Raw genomic sequence first — 22,606 nt, 5'->3', positions numbered from 1 at the left:
AGAGCAGGCTTTGTAAACGATTGCTGAATCCGCAACGGCAGCCGGCTCAGGGGGAGGACGCATGAGAACTCGGGACGAAACCACACTCGCGGTGCCCGCTGGGCCGCTCTGGTTCAAGGTGACGGGGATGCTCCAGCAGAACTGGTGCACCGTCGTCAATCAACACGACGGCAAGGCCGAGGCTGTGTTCTTTGACGATCTCTCGTCGGTTTTCGACCGCCTACTGTTCGAATCTCGCGACGATTGTGAGCGAGCTCTCCGTTTCAACGGCTTCACCCCTCTGGATGAGGATACTGGGTTCCGCGAGATTGCTGGCGAGCCATCGTTTCCGCTTCGGGAGTCTGCACGGAGCCACCGCCCGGTGTATTCCAGCGGCGAGTACTGGCACGTCCCGCCCGAGGAGTTCGTCCATCGTCCGGCGCGTCGACGCGTCCGAGAGGGTCTGGAGAGGTTCGTGAAAGCGCAGGAACAAGTGTTCGATGTCGCACTTTCAGAGCTGCGCTCTGGTCAGAAGTCGACCCATTGGATGTGGTTCATCTTTCCGCAGATTCGAGGGCTCGGCACGAGTGGCATGTCGCGCAAGTTCGGAATCGATTCGCTCGATGAGGCGCGCGACTATCTGGACCATGCCTTGCTCGGTACCAGGCTCATGGACTGCATGAGCGTACTGTGGGCGCTCGAGGGAAGCTCTGCCCGCGACATCTTCGGGAGCGTCGACGCGCTCAAGCTCCGCTCCTGCCTGACTTTGTTTGCTAAGGCTTCAGCGTCCCAACTTCGCCGTACTACGGATGACAAGCCGGCGTTCCAATCCCCTCAAGTGGACTCAAGTGCCCAAGGTTCGAGCAGCGACCAGCAGGCGAAGGCGATGTTCGATCACGAACTCGCGAGAAACCCGCGATTCATCTTTGAACAGCTCCTGTCCAAGTACTTCAGTGGTCGGGCGGACGAGAAAACGCTCCGGATCCTGGAAGAGCAGGATTTCTGAATCCCCCTGCGGTGATTACACCGGACCAGGCCAGATCTGCATCGCGATCTTGACGAGCTCTTCCCCCCGGTCGGCGATCGCAGCTTCATCCCAGGAGTCACGCTGCATCAAGCGCCGGTTCAATTGCAGGTTCGAATGTTCGAACATGGCTTTGCGTTTCGCGTCGAAAGCGTGGTTCTGCAGAGAGCGGTTGACGCCATAGTGAACGAGCGTGAGGTTGCCGATGCGCGGCAAGGCGTCCTGGCGGCGATGGATAGCCAGCGTCTTGGGTTCCAGGCCCTCGCCCATGAACCTCAGCGGCGCAGCAGCGTTGGCCTCGTCCATCGACACGTTCGAGCCGTCTGGAAGCGGCCAGTGGCTGTACCAGGACTGCGGCATGATGTGATCGATGTCCAGAGCCTCCATGGACAGTGGCACCCGTTCTTCGCTGAGCTCGGAGCGCATGGCGGTCTCCAGTCGGTGGAAGACCGAGCGGAGTTTTGCGGCGTCGAGGCGACCAGGGAAGACGGCGCCGTCCAGCCATTGCCGACGGAATTCCTCGTTGCTCGGCCAACGCGAGGCATCGCCGCTCGACACTGAAAGCGCCGCACGGAACGATGCGGCGCTCAACTCTCCCTCCATCAGCAGCTTCAGTTGTTGCGCGAAGACCTTGTTGTAGTTCTTGCGTGACAGGCCGCATACGGCCCGTCGGACCAAGTAGGACTCGACGCAGCTGAAGATTTCCTGCTGCTCATCTATGGTGAGCATAGATACCGCGACGCGCAGTGCCAGCGCATGAGCGGGTGACGCGTCCCAGACGGCCACGCGCCGACCGAAAACAGCGATCGGTTGGGCGCCCGCACCTGTGACGAGCGCTTTGTATTGCTCTCCATAGCGGTTGAGCATCGAAAGCTGGGCTGCAGCGTCCCCGAGTCCCGCAGTCGCATCGACCAGCCGGCGGTAACCTGCATAGAGGCGCCCGATGTCTATCTCGTCGCCGGTCTGCGCCTGGACGGCGGTCTGAACGAACCATTCGAGCCGAGGTCGGTTGAGGCGGCCTCGGGACTGCAGCTCGGACCATAGCGGGGCTTCGAACTGGCTCCACAAATTGTTATACAGGTCGTCGGCGTCTGTACCTGCTCGCATGAAGATGAAGTTGCGAATCAGATCGGTTGCGTGTAACTCGGCGCCGTGGCCGTTCAAGGTTTCGAAGATCACCTGGGCATCGTCATCGTCGCCCAGGGAGATGCACACGATCGACAGGTCAGTCAGAACAGCGGAGGCCAGCGCCATCGCGCGGGTGGCCGGGTCCGATTCTGTCTTGTCGAGAACCCACTCGAGCATCGCCTCATGGAAGAACACGATTGCCTCGAGCGCGGGTGGATGAGTGACGCCGATCTTGCGTAGGCTCCCAGTCTGAGTGAAGCTCGCGGGGAACCTGGCTCGCAGCGCATCGAGCGAATCGGCCTTCATCGCCAGCTCGTACTGCTTGCGGTCTCGGAAAGTCGGCCAGAGCTTGAACCGCTCGATCGCCTCGTCCTCCATCGTTTCTGGATTCGAGTTCGCGAGGCATGCCTCGATCAACGGCAGCAACTTTTCATGCTTTGCTGCGCGAAGGGTGTGAATCAGTGCCGTCAGAACGTACTGCAACGTCGTCAGCCGCTGCTGCCCGTCGATGATGTGATGCCTCTCTACTCCCATTAGGCCCGCTTTCTTCTGCGGTTCCAGCACCACAGCGCCCATGAAATGCGGCACAGCCTTGCCTCCTTCCAATCTTGCGTCGGCCTTGTCGCGGATGTCCTCCCATAGCCTTCCCCACTGGTCATCGCGATTCCAGACATAGGGACGCTGGTAGAAGGGGACGCGGTATTGCCGACGGTCCTGGTAGATTTGTTGGACGGTGAAGGTTCGCGAATCCATTTCAGCTTCCTCTCTTGCGTCGCGAAGGACGCGTGGATTTCGGTTCCGTTGGCGATCGCATCAGCAGTACTTTCGATAGGTGTGGTTTTTGCGAAGGTCGATCCCCATGGCTTGCATGATCCGCGCACGAGCCTCTTCATCGTCGACGTAAAGGGAACTTGGGCGACCCCAGAACGGAGCGGTTTTCACTGCCTTGCCGGTGGGCAGCGTCCACTCGTTTCGCTCGGACGACGAAACCATCGTTCCCTCGATGAATGTCTGATGCGAGGTGGCGGTCTTGCGGATGATGTCGAGCACTTCCTCGACGAACTTCCGCTTGACGGTGGCACCGTTGAAGATGTCGCTCGGCCGCTTGCCCTTGGCTGGCGATATCGGAGTCGCTGGGTTCATGGCTGCGCTGCTCTGTCGATACGGATTTCGAACTCGAAGACTACTACCAGCCCGACGTGAGACAACGAGAGAGGTCTGTGAATCGCTTGGCACGCTTGTCGTAGGGCGTACGCAGATTGATGCAGGCCCCGTCGTCCTCGACGTCTCCTTCGAATTCCAGAACCGCCCCAGAGTCGCTCTCAACCGAGCATCTTGCGATGCAGTTCATGCCGTTCGACTCGTTGGCTTCCATCTGCTTCTCGGCGATTGCATCCTCCAGACGGCTGCGTTCGCCCTTGGTCAGGAACGCAAAGCTCGGGTCGTCGGATTCGTCGAGCGACTCGGAATGCTTCAGAAGTTGCTGGAACCGCTCGGCCGATACGGCCTCTTCGATCAAGTAGACGAGTTCGGATGCCGGGGAGTTGTACCGGGCATGTTCCTCGACGCTGACGATCGGCACATAGCGAGTGAACGACCATTCGCTGCCCGGGCGCCAGTGCTCCGGTACGTCCAGAGCATCTGCCAGATCATGGGCGGGGATAGCGCTGAACTGCGGTGCACGTCGGCGAACGTCCTTGGCCACGGCGTCCCGTCTCCCGCCCAGCGGGACGGCCAGCAGAGTTTGCAGGCCGGGGACGTCGGCAGCCCGTTCACCGGTCTTTGGCGGCTTGCTGGAGGACATGGTCGGTGCACTCCCTTCGAAGGTGTCGTGACGGGGTTTGGGTCGACAAATCTGATCCGAAGTCAATTTTGCTGTGCAGCAAATATTGCCTTACTTCGGAATATTCTATACAGTTCTTTCATTCGCTGTACAGCGAATAACCCATGAGGCATGGTCGTGAACACACCTGAAGTCGAGAGCGCGTTGATCGCCGAACTCCTGGAAGCCTTGCGGGCCCTCCCGGACGTGACGGCTGATTTCGCGTGCCAAGTCGACGCTGGCGGGCAGGCCGCGGTGAACGACGTTTCAGTCTCGATTCGGGTTGCCGGGCGTCCCTTGGCACTGCTGGTCGGGATCCGAAAGGCGCTCTATCCGCGGGATGTCCGGCAGGCACTTTGGCAGATTCGGGATGCAGCGTCGCGGGGCACTGGCGATGCCGGCGCAGACGGCACCTTGCCGCTGCTCGCGGCCGAATCGATCTCTCCGGGCGCCAAGGACCTGCTGAAAGCGGAGCGGGTCGGGTATTTCGACGCCGGGGGCAGCTTGTACCTTCCGGCACCGGGTGCGCTCTTCTTCGTTGACAAGCCGCCATCGAAGTCGACCTCCCGGGCCATCCGTTCGCTATTTTCCGGGCGTCGCGCTCACGTGTTGCATGGCCTGCTGATGCGCCGCGAGGACTGGTTGGGTGTGACCGAACTGGCCGAGGACGTCTCGGCATCCCCGTCGACCGTGTCGATGGTCTTGACCGAACTGGAACGACTCGACTGGCTGGATTCACGGGGTCAGGGGCCGGGCAAGCAGCGGCGCGTGAGTCAGCCTGCGGCATTGCTGGATGCCTGGGCCGCGAGCCTGAGACAGCAACCGGCTGAGGCGATGCGCAGGTTCTTCGTTCCTTCCATGAAGGTCGACGCCCTGGCCGCAGGACTCGACGGTGTGTGTTCTTCGCATGGGATCGACTACGCGGTCACCCACGAAGCGGCTGCCCAGCGCTACGCCCCTTTTCTGTCGAACGTCTCGCAGGTTCGCATCCGCTTGCCGGTCGGTTCGACCACCGAAGCGGCGCTGGGAGAGCTGGGCGCCCGCCCAGTCAGTGAGGGCGCGAATCTGGTCGTCATCGACACCAAGTCGCCAGGTGATCTGCTGTTCAGGCAGCGCGTGGACGGTGTCTGGTTGGCCAGCCCGATCCAGACCTACCTGGACCTGGTGCGCGCCGAGGGGCGCGCCAAGGAACTGGCCGCGCACCTGCGCCGGACAAGGATCGGCTTCTGATGGTCAAACCTTTGCACTTCGGCAGATACAGCGATGTATACACAGTGGACTGCGAGCGTGTCCTCGTCACGCTGTTGCGCGGGCTTGGGCCCAGGAAGGAGTCGGTCTTCCTGGTCGGAGGTCTGACGCCGCGCTATCTTGTGCCCCAAATTCCACCTGACGTGCCTGCGCACGCCGGCACGCTGGACGTTGAAATCGTCATCGATTTGCAGCTACTGGCAGACACCGACGTGTACCACTCGCTGGAGGGCAAATGGCATCGATCAAGGGCGTAATGCTGCTACCTCTGGATGCAGAGAGCTACCGCTGTCACATGGCGCACCACACATTTCTGGCCAATGTGAACTCGGGAACCAAGACACCCGACTCTAGGCTGGAACTCACGCAGCTCGTGGAGGAGCGCGTTCGGCAGCAAATGCAGCTACAGCTTTCGGCAACCCGGTTCAGAGTCCTGCGGTGGGAGCAGGTGGACCTGCGCAACCGCTACGTTGTCCGGTTTCGCGAGCTCGATGGCGTTTTCGAGACTGGCAACGGGGTCACGGTGCCCCTGGAAGTCAAGGCGAGTGCAAGTAAGAGCAGCTTGAAGACTGGCCTGGAGCAACTGCGTGCCGCGGTGAAGACTGCCACCCACGCTCACGCGAGCACCATTGGGGTACTGGTCGTCGCTGACCTTGGCGAATGGTTTGACACGTTCGGCCAGGCCGCAGCGCAGCCATTGGCGGACTACTTTGCGGGCATGGACCTGGACCTACTGGACTGGCCTCCTCGCGTGCCCGTTGGAAAGACCTCGGGCATCTGCGTCTCGTTGGTCCCCGGCTCGACGCTGTGCGAATGGCTGCCGACGGACTCGGAAGAAGACACGATATGAGCCGGCCGCCACTCAACCTGGCTGAGGCTGGTGTGCCTTGCTTGTCGAAATCAAGCCCGTTGGTTTTGCCGTCCGGCGGAAAGATCTCCATGCGTAGTCGGGAGCATTCCGGAGGACATAAGAAGTGACTGGATTCACCACCGACTACGTCAATCAGATTGCGATCAATCTGCGCGATCGCTACAGGAGCGGCTTCCCGATCCTGAAGGAACTCGTGCAGAACGCAGACGACGCGGGAGCAAAGTCCCTGGCGTTCGGGTTTCACCCTGGTCATGGTGCGGCAGCCGACCACATGTTGCTCAAGGGCCCGGCTCTTTGGGTGCTGAATGACGGGAGGTTCAAGGCAAGCGATCGCCGCGCAATTCGCTCGTTTGGACTGAACGCCAAGGCGGGTGATTCCGGGGCGATCGGAAAGTTCGGTCTCGGCATGAAGAGCGTCTTCCACCTCTGTGAGAGCTTCTTCTACTTGGCAAGCCATGGGGGAGAACTCAGTCAAGACTTTCTGAACCCGTGGCGAGCTGAAGACTATGACTGCTCGGAGATGCACCAGCAGTGGGAGACCGTCACAGACCAAGACTTGGGCTGCCTGGAGGCGGTGGCGCGAGCACAGCCCGAGGCATCCAGCGGCCGAGATTGGTTCCTGTTGTGGGTTCCTCTGCGTCAGCAGTCGCATGTTCCCCGATCAGGCGAACGACCCATGGCGGCAATCATCGAGCGGTATCCCGGTGAGAACCCCGCAGAGGACCTCGACTTCTTCTCAGACCCCCGCACCGATCAACGCATCGGGGGACTGTTGCCGCTTCTGAGAAATCTGAAACAGGTGAGGTTTGCCGGGGCGGACATGCGTGAACCGTTCACGGTGACTCTGGAGTCGCACCCTTCGGATCAACGGCTGGATCACGAGACTGACGACTGTCAGATCTCCGGCACTGTCAGGGATGATCGCCCGCGCTCTGAGCACATGCACTTCCTGGTTCGCCAGCGCGTGCCAGGTGCCGTTCTGCCTTTCGGCGCGCTGCGTGCGGCCAAGAGCTGGCCGACGTCTATGGTCATCACGGAGGCTGGGACCCGCGAGCCGAGACCCGACAAGGCGGTCGCCGAAGCAGCCGTGATGTTTGCTCATGCAGACAAGCGTGCCGGGCGACTGGACCTGCAGTGGGCCGTTTTCCTTCCGGCCGAGGAGCAGCGCTTCAGCTACGAAGCCTGGATACCAGGGTCTTCCCGGGAGTATCGAATCGTCCTGCACGGGCAATTCTTTGTCGACGCGGGTCGTCGGGGTATCGCCGACATGGACGCTTTGGACAAGCCCTGCGAGGTCTTGCCAGAAAGCCCCTCGCAGCATGTGGTGCTGAGGCAATGGAACCAGTCATTGGCGCAGCAAGCCGTGCTGCCGGAGTTTCTCCCGGGACTCTCGGAGTACGTCAAATCAGCTAGCCTGAAAGACGACGAGACCGCCGCGCTGACCCGCGCCATCGTGGAGTGCGCTGCGGCGGGCGATGCGGGGTCGCGCGTCGCGTTTTATCCGACGTTTCAGCAATTCATATGCAAGCGCTTTGCCTGGATTCGACGGCTGACGAAGTCTGGGTCGCGTTGGGAGCTCGTCGAGCCGGCCATTGAACCGGTGTTGTCCTTGCCAGCTCCACCCCTGCACGATGCAGAGAGACCGTGGCGAGCGCTGCCTGGCCTGGCAGTTTTGAACGGGTATGCGTTTGCTGATGCCGCGGCCCCCAGTCTTGCGATCGGCCACGCGACCTGGGAGCCGGGTCTTCTGATTCGTGCTTTGAAGGGCATCGATGCGCAGATACTGAAGAGCGGGACGGACCTCGAATATCTCGCCAACTTCCTGGAGATGGAGGCTGCACGGTACGTCCGTACTGGCGACATCCAAGATGCATTGGTCGCCCTCTTGCGAACGTGCCTGCAGGCGGTACGTTTGGTCGACGTCCGCCAGCACAGGAAGCTTTTCAAGCGCATCGTTCAACTGTTGTCGCCCGACCGAATATTTGCGTTCGGTCCGCAGGATCATGCGGCCAAAGGGGCAATACCTGAGGCACTCTATCGAACGCTCTTGAGCGCTTCGACCCGCGCGCTGCCGGTACCTGGCGATCTCGGTCCGGACGGCGTTACTGCGATCACAAGTGATGCAGACCTCGGTGCCTGGCTGGATGCCATGACGCGGCACGACTTGAGCGAATCGCACTCAGGCGGCGTTACCAAGGCTCAGCTTCTTGATGCTTCAGAGCGCGTCATCCGAGCAGCTGGCGACGAGACTAAGCAGATATCGCTACTGCGCCAGTGCAGCCGCCTCAAGGTGCTTCGTGCCTACAAAGGTGAGGATGGCGACATCGAGGGCGTATCCCTGGCGGAATTGACCGAGTCCCATGGCCGAGGCTGGGTCTTCAAGGTTTCCGATCCCAATCGGCCTTTGGGATTCGTCCAGAAACTGGCTCGCGCCCTCCCCGAGATCCGAGTGTTCGTGGTTCGCTCGACCGTCGCGTCGTATGTCGATGGGGTGAGAGACGATGGCCTTGGCAGGATACCCAGCTCGGAAGATCCCGAGGCTGTGTTGCGTGCAGCGGGTGCACAGGCGACGCCGCCACCGCTTGGCGACAACTTGCAGCGCGCCGACCTCCTCACGCTGGTCGCACCCGCGAAACTCGACGATCCAATCGTCATCCGAGGCGTTCGATACCTGCTGCACGGATCGCCGGACCACTATCTAGGTAGCGATGTGCTGTGGAAGGATCCGGTCGGTCAGAAGTCACCCTGGGTCAGGCTATGGAGAATGGTCGATGAGGCGCCGTGGCGCGTGCTGACCGACAGCCTGTGCAGTTCCATACCGGACAAGTGTGCTCAGCCACTCAACGTCAAGGCCGTAGATGAGACCTCCGTGCTCAATCGACTTCGCGTGTGCAACGATTTCAGCCGGGTCGACGCGACTGAATTCACTTCCGAGGAGATCGATCTGTTGCTCGGACGGGTGGTGGAGGAACACGCTTGGATGCGCCTGCCGCTTCACCGCGACTTCAGCGGTCACCGCGGTGCGGTGCAGGGTGAATGCTTCTTGGGTCGGGATCCTGAGCTCCCTGATGGCCTGAGTATTGGCGTTCGGTTCATCGAACCATCCGTCGATGCCGACCATTTGCGGCAGCAGAACCGCTTCCTGCGGACCTGGGGCGCGACGACCGCCGCGTCAGTCGTCTTGAAAGCAGCGAGCCCTGTGCAGCATTGGCGCTACCTGATGGACCTGTTGGGCGTACATCGAACTCTTGCTGATCGACTGCCGCAGGCCTGGAGTGAAACGGCATGGTTGCCGCTGGAAACCGGTGAAGCAATCGCGTTGAACAGTCTCATCCGCATCAGCAATCTCGACGCTGAAATCAGAGGCCTCGCACGCCGATGTGACTATGCATACGCCGGCCCGGACGACTTGTCCACCGAACTCCGGGCTCACCCCGCCTTCCCGGCACTGTTGGCTCAAGTCAGCAGTGAGGACGAAGCGTTACCGGTTCTGGGGCAGTTGATGTCTGAGGCCGGCCTCTCGATTGGTCGGGCAGCACGCTTCGGCTATCGTGACGTGCAGCAATACATGTCCACTTTGGTCTCCATCGAACTGCTGCCCGCCTGGGGAATTCTTGAGAGGGCGACGGTCGCAACCTCGATTGATGCGGTCGAGAAGCATCTGGTTCCCGAGGTTGCCAAACAGCTCTCTGCGGACATCTGCCAGAAGACGTTGACCCAGATTCCCGAGCTGGGACTGAGTGCGCCCGTGTGCGAGGTCTTCTGCATTTACTTGAGCGAGTGGCGCGCCAGCGCTCCCGAGCCAGAACTCCGCAAGTCGCTTTCGGAACTCCGGTTGCTGAGCAAGGCCGGAACCTGGGTGCCCGCCGCCGAACTCGTGGCTGGCGTGCATGGCGTGATGCCGGAGCTTGTCGTGAACGACAGGCAGTTCGAATCCTTGGGCGGCATCGCTGTCGACAACCGTTCGACGCCAACGCTCGAGCCGGCTGACATGCCGGGTGAAGAGGGCGGCGCTGCTCAGGAGCAACTGCTGCAGTCGCTTGAGGAGTACTTCGAGCCTTTGGTGTCCAGCAGCGTCAAGCCTGCCGTGGGTGCCGTGATCGGTCTCTTCGGAGAGCGGGTCGCCTCTCTTGCGAAGAGTTGGCTCGACCCCATCGCATACGAGGACTATCTCGCCAAACTTGGTTGGCGAGACCCAGGCCACGAGGACGGCTTTGACCGGCGGGTCAAGTGGATGGGCAACCGGACGCTGCTGCAAGCGCTCAGGACGCTGACGATCCGCCTGGCTGTTTTGAGCGGCAACCACGTCAGCGCGAAGTCGTTGACTGGCGCCGCAGTTCAGGTTCGGATGGCACCTGTCGATGAGCTTCAGACCTTGTTCGTCATGACGGACCGCTGGCAGGGGTTCACCTGTCGGGTGCATATGCGCCCGGCGACTGCGCTCCTGGACAAAGAGCCCCAGCAGCAGCGAGACATCCTGATGCGGACGGGAGAATCACTGCTCAAGGTTCTCTATAACCAGCAGCACGCCAATCTGTCCGAGCTGTTTGCTCTTGCCGACGAGGCGGATCAGGTCACGTTAGACGTGGCTCGTGGCCTGATTCTGGAAGGGCTTCCGCAGTCCTTGCGTTCATTGCCTGGTATAGGAAAGAACAGGAAGTTAGCGAAGGCGCTGGCTAGCCTGGACGAAGCCAGACGCGGTGCCGCCAGCGCCAAGCGGGCCGGCCGTAGCAGCGCTGGCGCAATGGCAAATCTTGAAAGTGCGCTCGCGGACCTTGCCGCGCTGGTCGAATCTGACGAAGAAGTACAGGGCGCTGTACTTGCTGGCATCAAGGCTCGGGTCACGCACAACCAGTACGAGGTGGCCAGTATCCCGTTCGAGGTTTTTCAGAACGCTGATGACGCAGTCATCGAGATGCAGCAACTGCAGAAGGCCGACGGTCGCCTGGAGTTCGACGCGGAGGCCATCGGCCGCTTCGTCATGCAGTCGTCGGACCGGATGATCCGCTTCGCCCACTGGGGTCGCCCTATCAACTACGCTGGTCGTCTGGCCAGCTACAAAGCGGAGTTCGCGAACGACCTCGAACGCATGTTGATGCTGGGGGCGTCGGCGAAGGACGAAGACGAGGGTGTCACCGGAAAGTTCGGACTTGGATTCAAGAGCGTGCTGCTCGCATCGAGCACACCTCGCGTCTGGAGCGGTGACCTGTGCTTTGACGTGGTGGCGGGATGCCTTCCTCGCAAGTGGAAGGCGAGTCCGGCAACGAAACAGTTCCAGCAAGCGGTGCAGACACCCAGTCAGCGCGCGCTGCGTGGAACGCTGATCGAATTGCCACTCGATTCGCGGGGTGCTGCTTCTGAGGTGACGGAGCGTTTCGCCGGGCTTGCTGGGCTTCTGCCGGTCTTCGCGCGCAAGCTTCGTTGTGTCGTGGTGGGTGAGGAGCCTCACACCTGGCAACCCCGGATCGTTCGGCTGGGCAGCGGCAGGCAGATCGAGACCGGATCTGTGGCGCTTCCCGTCGACGGCGGGCGCGTCCACTCCGGGATCCTTGTGTTCAGAGCCGCTTCGGGCAGTGTCGTTCTCCGGATTGGAGCAGGCGGTATCGAGGAATTCGACCGCAAAGCCCAACCTGCTGTTCCAGCGACCTGGGTGACAGCGCCGACCCGCGGAACGGCTGCCCGTGGCGTTCTGTTGAACGCGCCCTTTCAGATCGACACGGGGCGCGCGACGCTGGCGCTCGGAAAGTCTGCCACCATCATCAACACGACCCTGACGAAGACACTCGCGAACGAAGTCTCACCGGTCCTGATTGACTTGCAAACCGAGTCGGAATCAAACTGGTCTGTCCTGGCCGCCGAGATGGGCTGTGCGCAGTCGGTTTCGCCGGCCGGCTTCTGGTACGGTCTGTGGGAGAAGCTCCTTGGAGAGCCTCCTGAGCAGGATTCAGCGATGGACGTGCGGCTGCTCGACACCTTCGCCTGTAGCGTTGTCCGCAATGTCGTTGATCGTACGGGTCGGATTCCAAACGGCCTGAAAGGGGACGATGCGGCCTTGGCAGAGGTCGAAAGTCTCTGCTTGTCGGTCAATCTGACCTACCTGGCGAATGTCGCCCCTGCGTTGCTCCGGTGGGAACTTTTCGTCGACAAGTTCCCCGTTGAAGGATGGTGCGCCGAACAGGTTCGTGGGTGGCTGCAGCGCTCCGGTTTGGCAGAGGAAGAGAGCATTCCCTCACTCGGCTTGGCTCAGGTCGTGGGGGCTTTCGATTGCGGTCACTTGCCACCGGACGAGGTAGCCAACCTGGCCGAGGTCATTCGTGTCTGGCCGAGCAATCTTGGCGAGCCCTACAGGTGGCGCGCCGAGATGGCTTCCCTTTCGCTGCGCTCCCGTGCCGGCACCTGGGTTCCCGCAAAGGCGTTGATTCGAGGGCATGGTCCAGAGTCCCAACTCCTGAGCAGATTCGCGCCGGACGAGGCTGTTCTGCACCACGACTACGTGGCTGATTCCCCGGCATTTCGTTTCGTCGAGCAATACCTGCCCGTCTGGAGCGATGACCCATCCATGCTCGCGGGCTGGTGTATGTCCGCCAATGGCGATGACGCGCAGTCCGCGGCCGCCACGTGGCTGGCGCGCAATATTTACGGGCCGGTCATCGAACTACTTCGAGCGCGGAGTCACCTGGGCGGATGGCTGTTCGCGTTGAAAGAGGATTCAATTGCCTTGGGTGGGTTGTCAACAGAAGAGAGGCGACTACTGCTGACCAAACTCGGGCTGGCGGCAACCTACGAGGCAGACTTTCCGGACCTGTCGCCGAGTCTCGACCTGGCCTCGATTCATGGCTGGTGGTCTGAGAACGGCATGAAGTGGCTGGCGGAGTTCGACCGCAAGTTCTGGCCAGCGAGCGTCGATCGAAACGCACTCAAAGAGGAGGAGCCTCACGATAGAACTGCTTGGATGACGCTGTTCAGCATGGGTTTGTTCCGCCGCTACGGTCGCGTCACGGACCAGCAGCATCGTGGATTCCTCGATTTTCTGGGTAGCAAGGGCTGGTGGCAGACGATCTGCGAAGTGCATCCCGACGTCGGCGCAGAGGCTTGGATGGGTATTCTTCGGGCCTACGGTGAGGGGCAGCAGACGGACACGCTCTTCGAGCTGTGGATGGACAGCTTTCCAAGGCTGTATCGGATCGCCCGATGGCTCGACACCTACGTTCATCTGTTTCAGACGCTGGATCGCCGCGACTCGAAGCTGGCCAAATTTCTGCTGTCGCCAGCGTCGGACCCCAGCCTCAGTGGCTCCGGTATCGAGGCGCCCACCTTGAGCGGCATGCTTCGGCTGGGTCAGCACCTGGTCATTCGTGAGTTGCTTCGTCTCGAGGTCCTGTCCTCGGATGTTGCGCGCGAGCTTGCCTTTGCTCCAAGAAGTGCGGTGCTTGAGCTGATGGCTCGACTTGGGCACACCGATCTCAGGTCCAGCAGCGACATCTACCGTGTCCTGGTATCAGAGCTGGGCGAGGAGGCGGCATGTTTCTCGGGGGCTTATGACATTCCGCTTCAACTCGTAGCGACCAACGAGGCGGCGCGCCGCGAAGCTGAGCGATGGGCAGAGCACGGATCGTTCGTGGAGTCCGACGAAACCGCAGAGCAGGAGGAGCAACTGTGACGACCAACGGCAAGACCTACCAGGCGAATGCCTTGGTGCTTCACGCACGGCACGGACAAGGCACCGTTCTGCTCACGGATGGCGACACGACCGTCGTACGATTTGCTCACGGCATCGAGCAGGTCTTCACAAAGGAGTTGACGCCGGTCGCCTCAGTATCCGAAGCGCTGACAAAAGGGCAGTTGGCGCCTTCGCTTGAAGTGGCCGCGCGAGTCCAGGCCGAGGTGATCACATCGGTCAATGCGGCTTGGGGCGTGTTTACGAGGTCGCGTATTTCGCTGCTTCCACATCAGCTTTGGGTTTGCCACCGTGCACTACGTTCTTGGCCGATGCGTCTGCTGATTGCTGACGACGTCGGCATGGGAAAGACCATCGAAGCCGGTCTGCTGCTCTGGCCATTGCTTGCCAGTAGGAAGGTCCAGCGGGTGTTGATTTTTTGCCCGGCCAAGCTGGTTGGGCAGTGGCAGATGCGACTGAAGCGGATGTTCGACATCCGGGCGGCGACGTATCACACGGATCTGGACACAGATCGAACCGACTTCTGGGGTATTCACCAGATCGTCGTCGCCTCATTGCCGACCCTGCGCGCGGACCGCAACGGCCGGCACGATCGCCTGCTCGATGCGCCTGTCTGGGACATGGTGGTCATCGACGAGGCCCATCACCTCAACGCTGACGAGGAAACCGGAAAGACACTCGGCTTCGAGCTGGTTGAAAAGCTGAACAGGGCTGGCAAGGTGACCTCCTGCGTGCTTTTCACGGGCACGCCGCATCGAGGGAAGAACTTTGGGTTCTGGTCGCTGATGAGTCTGCTCGATGCCGACGTGTTCGGCCCCAAGAAGAACGAAGGCGGAATGCTCCAGGCCCTTCCAAGATTCCTGATCCGGAACGCCAAACAGAAGGCAACTGACATGAAGGGTCAGCGGCTGTTCAAGCCAGTGGTCCAGCACCCCGAGACATTCACCTACTCGCCACCGGAAGAGACCTTCTATGAACTGATGTCCGAGTTCATCCTGGCGGGCAAGGCATATGCGACGTCCCTCAGTCGAACTGAGGGGGGGCAAGTGATGCTTGTGCTCATTGCGCTTCAGAAGCTCGCTTCGAGTTCCATTGCGGCGGTTGTAGCCGCGCTGCAGACGCGGATCAAACGTCTCGGGGCGGAGGCCGCAAAGTCCAAGTCGGAGCTTGCAGCCATTGATGAAGGTGATGGGGACGAGGCCCAGCAGGCCTTGCAACGCTGGCTACGGGACGAGAAGCAAGCTCGACTTCGCCTGATGGAGGATGAGGGTCGATACCTTTCCGACCTCATTGCCGCAGCGGATCAGGTGACTTCAGAGACACGCATCGTCCGAATCATCGAGGTCATCAAGCAACGGTTTGGCAATGAGCCCGTGTTGCTCTTCACCGAGTACAAGCGGACCCAGGCGCTTGTCATCAGTGCCTTGATGGCGGAGTTTGGCCAAGGCGCGGTGGGATTCATGAATGGGGACGACCGTCTGGAAGGCATCAGGCTGCCAGACGGTCGCCTGACCCAGTTGGCGGGACGCCGTGAAGACATGTGCGATGCCTTCAATGCCGGTCGCATTCGATTCCTGGTGTCGACGGAGGCTGGCGGTGAGGGCATCGACTTGCAGGAGCGGTGCAGTGCATTGATTCACGTCGACTTGCCCTGGAACCCCATGCGGCTGCACCAACGTGTCGGCCGACTCAACCGCTACGGGCAGCTGCGCCCAGTCGAAGTGGTGTCTCTCAGGAACCCGGACACGGTCGAAGCCATGATCTGGCAGAAGCTTGAGCAAAAACTCAACAGCATCATGCGTGCGCTCGGGTCCGCGATGGACGAGCCTGAGGATCTGATGCAGCTCGTCTTGGGCATGAGTGGCGAGGGCCTGTTCGACGACCTCTTCTCCGGTGCGATCAGCGTTAAGCGTGAGAAGCTGGACGCGTGGTTTGACAACACCACTGGAACGCTTGGTGGAGAGTCGGCGATACAGACGGTTCGCGACCTCATAGGCCATGCGGAGAGCTTCGACCTATCGGATCTGAAGGACGTCCCGCCGGTTGATCTGCCAGACCTCATGCCGTTCTTCCAGAACGTTCTGACCCTGAACCGCCGCCGACCGAAGGTGGAAGGCGCCGCGCTGTCCTTTAGAACTCCCGAGGACTGGCTCACCAGCCACGCGATTCGCAAGTCCTATGACAACCTGGTCTTCGATCGGAAAGCGCCGATTCAGGCGGACTTGATGGGCATAGGGCATCCGCTACTTGAGAAGGCACTGCATCAGGCGGAGCGTCTCGCTGGAACGGTTTGTGCCGTCGATGGCCTTGACGATCCGATGATGGTGGTCGACGTGTCGAGCAGAGTGACCGATGTGGCGACACAGTCGCGGCGAGCAATCGTCGGGATCACCGGCGCCGTAGGCAGCTTCAGGCTGCTTCGCGACTGGGAGGTGCTTCGTTCACTGAACCGCTGCAACCTCAAATCAGAGTCGCCGGATGGAGCGTTTGACACTGAAGCCCTCACGAGTTGGCGAAGATCGGCAATGTCTGCGCTCAACGACTTGCTGGATACCGTGGATCTCCAGTTCGGATCCAGGGTCGTGAAAGAGTCTGCCTTGGTCTGGCCCACCGCCAAATGAAGCGCCCTTCGGTTCAGATGCCAGGTTGGCAGGCATCCTCCTATGCTCACACGCTCTTCGAACTACTTCGACCATCTGTTTAGCTGCTCAATCGGTGACGGTGCCCCGCCTGAGGTCGCGGTCGAGCGAGTCGCGGGCGCCTACCTGGACGGGAGGCCGTTGCCGGTCGGCAAGAAAAAGCTCACGAAGAGGGATCGCGACAACCACTTCTGGTTCAGCAGTGTGGTGAAGGAGTGCCAGCCAGACTCGTGGAACTCGGAGGCAATGATTCTCGCCTTGGCGCGATACCTCGGCCAAGAGCCTGTCGCTGCTGAAGGATTGGTGACTCGCGTGGCGCGCGAAGCGCCTGATGCGTTGACTCGCGCGGTCAGGTACTCCGCGCTCGTCCTGAAATCACACTCTCTGCGACGAGCTGAACTGGACCAAGCTGCGTCCGAAAGCGAGGCCGTGGCCGAGCTGTGCCGCGTGCTCGACCTGTTTGCGCTGGCGCATCGCGAACGGGTCGCGGCCGTGGAGGCGCAGAAGGCGCGGCTGGCGGAGTTGTCTGTCTTCGACCTCTTGATCTACGCGAGCCTCTATGCGTTCGAAGTTCTGATTCCAAGGGACTTCAAGGCAAAGTCACCCATACCCCCCGCAGGCGCTGATCTCCAACTCGCGTGGGATGCTCTCAGCGATCTGCTCGCGTGGAAACTTGCGGGCGCCGACATCGTGACTCTGAAGCTGACCGACGACAGCATTGGGAGGTCGGTCGCACGGCATCTTCGCCCGATATTGTTCGAATCCGGTATAGCGAGCTCCAGCCAGGCCGTCAGGAATCTGCGCGCCTTTCACACGCTGATGGACGCGCAGATCGAGTTGAACGAGTTCATCTCCAGATCGGCCGAAGCGTTCTGCTACGACGACGGCGTTCGGTTCGAGCGGCGGGGCGATCGGCTCGAGATCGTCGAGGTGGATCCGGCCGCGCGAGTGGCGTGGCAGAACGACGGGCGGAAGCTTGAACGCCTGCATGGTTACTGGTTCCATCGTGCGCTAGAAGCGTTCGTCGAGTACGTTGCGTCCGATCCGGGCAGGTGGGAGATTGGTCGCCCGGAGAATGCTGACGCCAATCGTTTGGCCTGGTTGCGAGCGCTGCAAGCGCAGCTTCGCTTGCGTGAGGCATATGGTGTCGCCGACGAGGTGACTTCTGAGTCCGGAGACACAGTCGATCTCTTCTGGGCGCTACTGTCGCTGGATTTGATGTCGGCCTTCTTCCAGCGGGACTTCCTGACAGCCTTTGCGGATCGCCTTGATGGATCAGGGGGCTGGATCGCAGCGCTGCAGCGTCTGACCATGGACGGCCTACGCGAAGGGCTGCAGAACCGGCTGCCGCTCACCTGGTCGGATCGGGACTCGAAGGTGTCCAACCTCACTGGGTGGACCGTCACGGCAGCTGAGCCCAAAGGCAACGCCCGAACGGCATCCGCAATCCTGGACTTCTGGACTTACGACATGGTCGCGATGGCAGAACGCCTCCAGCGCAATGAACCTGGTCTTCAGCCCCATCTGTTCGAGCGACCGGTTCTCAAGTTTGGAGCGACGCTGGTTCAGTTGCCATGGATCGTCGGACTGCAGAACAACAGCTCGGCTGCGATCAACAATCTAAGGCGACTCGGTGCTCGACGCGGGCAAGCTCAGGACGAGGCGCGAAGGATTGAGGCAGACTTGGCACAGCTTTTCGAGACGCGTGGATTCAAGACGCTGCTCAACTGGAAGCCGCCGCGCGGCGTGGACGATCCTGGCGAGGTGGACCTGATCGCTACCCTCGGCCAACATCTGTTCGTCATCGAGGTGAAGTCGACGTTCTTGCGACGATCTCAGCGGGAGGCATGGCTGCACGCCACAAGCACGCTTCGCAAGGCAGGCCATCAGGTTCGCCGCAAGGTCGAAGCGGTGTTGCGGTCAATCGCCTCGGATCCTGAGCTTCGCGCCTTGCTCGACCTGAACAATGATCGGATCCCAACTCGCCATCACGGTTGGATCGTCGACACATCGATCGAATGCGACCACCAACGCTTCGCTGGCTTTCTGAAGATCTCAGTCGAAGAGCTGTTGATCGCACTTCGCGATGATCGTCACCTCCTGAACGACCCCGAAGGTCTGCTCGCTGGGGACTACCGAGCGGACCAGTCCCTTGAAGCCGATACGAGTCGCTCCGCCTGGACTTTGTATCCTGACGGGTTCAGCGCAGAGCGTTTCATTGAGGTGATCGAGACGGAGGCAGTTTGGGACCTACCCGTTCGAACGCAACATCGGTCCAGTCCGTCGTAAGCGGTCAATAGACCGCGTTCTTGCCAGTGAGAGCTGGACGTGATTGCGCCGCGTGTTGGTGGTGATCGGTTTGCGGCGATGCCGATGGACCAGGGCAGCAAGGCGTCGTAGTCGTCGGCTGAGCTGGCCTTGGGCAGTTCGATGAGCAGTCTTCGCGGGTATGACTTCACTTCGCAGACTGCGCACCTAGAACAACAAGAAAGAAGGACAGAACGATCGCTGCAGTTGCAATTACCGCGACAAACATCGCGATTCGCAGCCGAATCACCCTTCGCCGAAGGTCCTCTTGGTATGCCGCCTTGATTTCGTCCGGTGAACGTGGATCGAACTGCAGCACATCCGGCATTTGAGCCCAGCCCGCCACCCAGTAAAGTGTTACCAGCAGTCCACCAGCTATTGCCATAAAGATCGCCTGCCCCTCAGACAGGCTTGTCTTCCCAGCGCCCGCTCCGAAGGCGGTCGCGGCGATGAAGGCACCCCAGGCCCATCCCGCAAACGTTTGCAACTTTTGCGCAGCGTTGTCTCGAGTTTCTCTCGCTGAAGAGACAAGTCGCTCGGACATGTCGAACCAATACTGATCGTTGATCTTCGGCGCTGGCATCAGGAACTCCTCAGGGAAAATAACTGACGAACTCGTACTGTGCACGACAAAAGTTGGAAACCTTCGTTATCCAATGATTTCACCTTTAGGGCTGATCAAATAGACGTTCTCGTGCTCCTTCGGACACGTAAGATAGATCCTCGTCTGCTCAGGACGACCTAACTTGCCGCCCGAGGCAATTACGATCGATTCAATATACCGCACATGATCTACGCATCCGACCGTCTTGCAGGGGTACTCATTCGAAGCGGGCAAGTAACTTCTCCTTGTCTGAGTCCGGCATAATAGTGACCTACGTGACTGTATCCAGAACGCTAGCCGCGTAGCGGACCAGGTCATCGTTGCTTTGAGTCACGTCTCTTTCTGTCATCCTGTAACGGTGGTTGACAGAAGCTCCCAAACCCTCCAGCGGCAGCCCGTTGCTTGCTTTGACCCTCAGCGAGCGCCGGACCGATAAGTTGAACTCCATATCCCTAGGCAATGGCGCGAGGGAGCTGATTCCAGCTTGAGCGGCGAATTCAAGTGCTTGTCTGTAACCCCAGACATTCGCACCACCCGCTCCGGTCACGCTATCTGTACCAATTATCGGTCCCAACCGATTGTCCGCGAATCCGGCCGCAAAATAGTCCGAAGTGCTGTACGACAGGGCATCAACAATCAATACTACCTTGGGAACTCGCGACTGTTGAATCGAAGGAAAGTACTCCCGCTTCGTAATCGCAATGGCTTGAGAGAATTGCTCCCCCGTGTCCACAGTCAGATTCATCGATGAACGCCACTCTGAGAAGTAGTCGACTGAATTTGCAATCGCCCGACACACAGTAGTGTTGCGAAACTGAAGCGAACTAAACTCGACGTCTTGCTTGCTGAAGAGCTGGAGAATAATTTCGCCTGAAGGAATCGTCCCGCCGGGATTGCCCCGTATATCCAGGATAACTCTATCCGGTAGCAGGGCGAGTATTCGCGCGAACTTTGTTAGAAAACCAACCGAATCTCCATACTCGAAAGAATAGATCCTTATGTAGCCGTAGGCCTTGTCGCCATACTTCACAATGTTAAAAGTCAAGTTCTCTTGAAGCGGGTTAAGGTTGCTCTCCTCAGCCTTGTCGAGAGCAAAAAGGGTGGCGGCACGCTCTGGGGACGATGCTATGAAGAGATCCCTGAGGCTTGCATTGACTGATGCTGTGGCTTGATCTATTCCACTAAATATTGAGAAACCCCCATGGATATCTGCTTGGCGCTCGATTCGTTGATAGTCTGACAACGCATACACTAACCAAGGGAGAACTACGGTACCCGCTGACCGTCCGTCCCAGATACTGAGCGATACCCAATCTTCATCGGGCATTGCGAAGTAGCCTAGGGGCCTGACTGTCAGGCTTCGCAAGGCGAGGGCGATCCGTGCCGACGGATTTGCACCGTCGGTCATCCAACTCAGCTTTTCGATATATGCGCTGATCGGCGTCCCGTTCCAGTGTGTAATCTCATTGCCTGGCGCAAGATGGCCATCTGCATCCGAGCCTGCGATCACTTTAGTTACGATCAGCTTTCGCCGGGATTGATCCCAGCAAGATTCAACATGTACCGGCAAGAAAGCAACAAGACCTCTCCATGGAGATGGAAGTACAAGGCCGGTATGACGGTCGAATAGTCGATGCACAGTTTGGTGGACTTGACTGAAAAACTCTCTGTCACTGCGAAAGTGACCGACAAGGTCTTCCAAAACATTCAATTCTTGCACCGGATCCGTGCCGTGCGCGCTTCTTTTTTGCGGGAGGTGCACGTAGAGCTCTGACAGTGCAGTTCGAACGGCGCCAACTGCACACTTCATTTCCTCTTCTGTCAGTCCACTCTCAAGCGATCGGACATGACTCAAGTACATTGGGAGTCGTGCACCAGAGCTGAAACCCGCAGATTTCACATTGTTGGCCATCTCAACCTCCTTGATTCCCGATGATTAGTTCAATGCGCCAAGCATGAACTCGCCAACCGACCCTTCTTCGTAGTAGTCGATGCCGGTGAGTCGAGAAAACTTATCGCTATCCCCTAAACCTAATGCACAGGGAGCTAAACCGAGTGCAGTCGCCACCGTGTACATGGTTCCGTAGACCACGCCTAGATTCTTTAGAATCGTGGCATACGCCATGCCAGAGTACTTCCAGCTAACCCGGCGAAAGCGCGACGCGAGCACAAGAAGCACGTCCGGGTAGCAGGTCTCTGCGGATGCCCTATACGAGTCGTCCAACATGGCGCGCATAAGTTCGTTGTCAGGTGTCAACATGCCTAAGGCATGGTGAACGGGATCGTAGTGATATGTTCCTACAGCAAGCCCAGCGACCCGACTCACCAGCAAGTAAACTTCGAGATCGTAGCTCGCCCCTCCGCTCGGATAGGGGCGCCTGGTGAACTCAATTTCTCCGCTTTTCCACATTCCTCGCACGAAAAAGCATGAGTGCAGGAAGGAGCCCAGTTGGGAAATTGATAGGCCGCCGGCCGCGTGTTTTCGCACTGAGCATCGTGAATCCATAACTTCGCCTACTGTCAACTGACGAAGCGAGTCCGGCGAAGGAATAGGAAGTGCGATGCTTGCAATGTGGTCGCGCCGAAAGACTGCAATTGGATCAGGCGGCTGAAGAGGCGCCATCCGGTACGTCCCGCCGATCTGATCCGATTGCCGTCCTAGCCGGCTTCTACTGTGCAAGTAGAGGTCGTGAAACTCCCATTGCGGAAGCTCTCTGGGCAACCCCAAAGTACTTTCGGAATCTTCCGCATCAACCATGAATCCGGCCGCCTGCATTCCGGCCAGTAACAAAGCTTGTCCACCATCGATCTTGCGTTCCGGCGACGCTTCAGGTGCACAAGCTCTGCGCGCAAGCAAGATCTCTCCAACGTTCTTGACTTGCTCGCACGATCGAATAACGAAATGACCATGCGCCCGCGGGCATTCAAACAGCAGATGCCCCGCTTCACTGGAGGGTCGGAGTAGCGCGAATCGGGATAGTGACCTACCTGAAAAATCCTTCTTGCGGAACAGTTCTTCCCATACTGACGCTGCGTAGGGGATGAACGTGACGCTGGCGTCTGTCTCGTCTGCGGAGACGTGAAGCAGCCGATTCGAGGCAAGCACGCCCAGATACGCGTGCAGCATGACCGGCCCCATATGCCCGTATCGTTCCAGTGCGGCCTTCTCCAGCGAGAAGACGGAAGCGGGCAGATTGGCCACGTCGGAAATCGGCACTAAGGCACGTTCGATCGATCGTCGAGCGGCCTCCCCAACACTCGCAGTTGGATCTTGGTGTAGCGCAGGAGGCGCGTGGCCGTTTGCTA

13 protein-coding genes are annotated in these 22,606 nt (G+C 59.8%); 7 read left to right on the top strand and 6 right to left on the bottom strand.

What is annotated here, in order from left to right; translation table 11 throughout:
* Window positions 1–61 precede the first annotated feature (61 nt).
* Window positions 62–985, top strand: coding sequence for a DUF1810 domain-containing protein (locus ACMUOY_RS02960; protein ID WP_413890920.1), 924 nt, complete (start codon window positions 62–64; stop codon window positions 983–985).
* Between the two features lie 15 nt (window positions 986–1,000).
* Here the strand turns inward: ACMUOY_RS02960 and ACMUOY_RS02955 are convergent, their stop codons facing one another.
* Genes ACMUOY_RS02955 through ACMUOY_RS02945 form a run of 3 tightly spaced genes read right to left on the bottom strand, consistent with a single transcriptional unit; the run spans window position 1,001 to window position 3,935 of the window.
* On the bottom strand, window positions 1,001–2,884 hold the full coding sequence (locus ACMUOY_RS02955) for a DUF262 domain-containing protein (RefSeq protein WP_413890918.1): 1,884 nt from the start codon (window positions 2,882–2,884) through the stop codon (window positions 1,001–1,003).
* A 60-nt stretch (window positions 2,885–2,944) separates the two neighbouring features.
* On the bottom strand, window positions 2,945–3,274 hold the full coding sequence (locus ACMUOY_RS02950; RefSeq protein WP_413890916.1) for a hypothetical protein: 330 nt from the start codon (window positions 3,272–3,274) through the stop codon (window positions 2,945–2,947).
* A gap of 43 nt (window positions 3,275–3,317) precedes the next feature.
* Complete coding sequence (locus tag ACMUOY_RS02945; RefSeq protein ID WP_413890914.1) at window positions 3,318–3,935, bottom strand: hypothetical protein; 618 nt, start codon at window positions 3,933–3,935, stop codon at window positions 3,318–3,320.
* A 183-nt stretch (window positions 3,936–4,118) separates the two neighbouring features.
* On the opposite strand from ACMUOY_RS02945, the gene ACMUOY_RS02940 reads away from it, so the two are divergent.
* The 6 genes from ACMUOY_RS02940 to ACMUOY_RS02915 all read left to right on the top strand — a co-directional run bounded on the left by ACMUOY_RS02940 (window position 4,119) and on the right by ACMUOY_RS02915 (window position 18,678).
* The gene (locus ACMUOY_RS02940) at window positions 4,119–5,183 is read left to right on the top strand and encodes a hypothetical protein (protein WP_413890912.1); all 1,065 of its coding nucleotides are present in this window, start codon (window positions 4,119–4,121) and stop codon (window positions 5,181–5,183) included.
* Complete coding sequence (locus ACMUOY_RS02935) at window positions 5,183–5,458, top strand: hypothetical protein (protein WP_413890910.1); 276 nt, start codon at window positions 5,183–5,185, stop codon at window positions 5,456–5,458. The genes ACMUOY_RS02940 and ACMUOY_RS02935 overlap by 1 nt, the downstream gene beginning before the upstream one ends.
* Entirely contained in the window at window positions 5,437–6,051 is a 615-nt protein-coding gene (locus ACMUOY_RS02930; RefSeq protein ID WP_413890908.1) for a hypothetical protein, read from the top strand. The genes ACMUOY_RS02935 and ACMUOY_RS02930 overlap by 22 nt, the downstream gene beginning before the upstream one ends.
* A 124-nt stretch (window positions 6,052–6,175) precedes the next feature.
* Window positions 6,176–13,732 (top strand): sacsin N-terminal ATP-binding-like domain-containing protein, encoded by a 7,557-nt coding sequence (locus tag ACMUOY_RS02925; RefSeq protein ID WP_413890906.1) that lies wholly within the window; start codon window positions 6,176–6,178, stop codon window positions 13,730–13,732.
* Entirely contained in the window at window positions 13,729–16,371 is a 2,643-nt protein-coding gene (locus tag ACMUOY_RS02920; protein WP_413890904.1) for a DEAD/DEAH box helicase, read from the top strand. Before ACMUOY_RS02925 ends, ACMUOY_RS02920 begins: the two co-directional genes overlap by 4 nt.
* 42 nt (window positions 16,372–16,413) lie before the next feature.
* The gene (locus ACMUOY_RS02915) at window positions 16,414–18,678 is read left to right on the top strand and encodes a hypothetical protein (RefSeq protein ID WP_413890902.1); all 2,265 of its coding nucleotides are present in this window, start codon (window positions 16,414–16,416) and stop codon (window positions 18,676–18,678) included.
* A gap of 166 nt (window positions 18,679–18,844) precedes the next feature.
* Here ACMUOY_RS02915 and ACMUOY_RS02910 read toward each other — a convergent pair whose 3' ends face one another.
* From ACMUOY_RS02910 to ACMUOY_RS02900, 3 genes are all read right to left on the bottom strand, one after another.
* Window positions 18,845–19,279 (bottom strand): hypothetical protein, encoded by a 435-nt coding sequence (locus ACMUOY_RS02910; protein WP_413890900.1) that lies wholly within the window; start codon window positions 19,277–19,279, stop codon window positions 18,845–18,847.
* A 292-nt stretch (window positions 19,280–19,571) separates the two neighbouring features.
* Window positions 19,572–21,212 (bottom strand): S41 family peptidase, encoded by a 1,641-nt coding sequence (locus ACMUOY_RS02905; RefSeq protein WP_413890898.1) that lies wholly within the window; start codon window positions 21,210–21,212, stop codon window positions 19,572–19,574.
* Between the two features lie 24 nt (window positions 21,213–21,236).
* A complete protein-coding gene (locus ACMUOY_RS02900; RefSeq protein ID WP_413890896.1) occupies window positions 21,237–22,502 on the bottom strand; it encodes a SagB family peptide dehydrogenase in 1,266 nt (421 codons plus the stop codon).
* Between the last annotated feature and the right edge of the window lie 104 nt (window positions 22,503–22,606).

Source organism: Candidatus Skiveiella danica (genome assembly GCF_022705245.1).
GTDB classification, from domain to species: domain Bacteria; phylum Pseudomonadota; class Gammaproteobacteria; order Burkholderiales; family Burkholderiaceae_C; genus Skiveiella; species Skiveiella danica.
The sequence above is the reverse complement of the archived record's forward strand: the minus strand, read 5'-3'. Positions and strand labels throughout refer to the sequence as shown.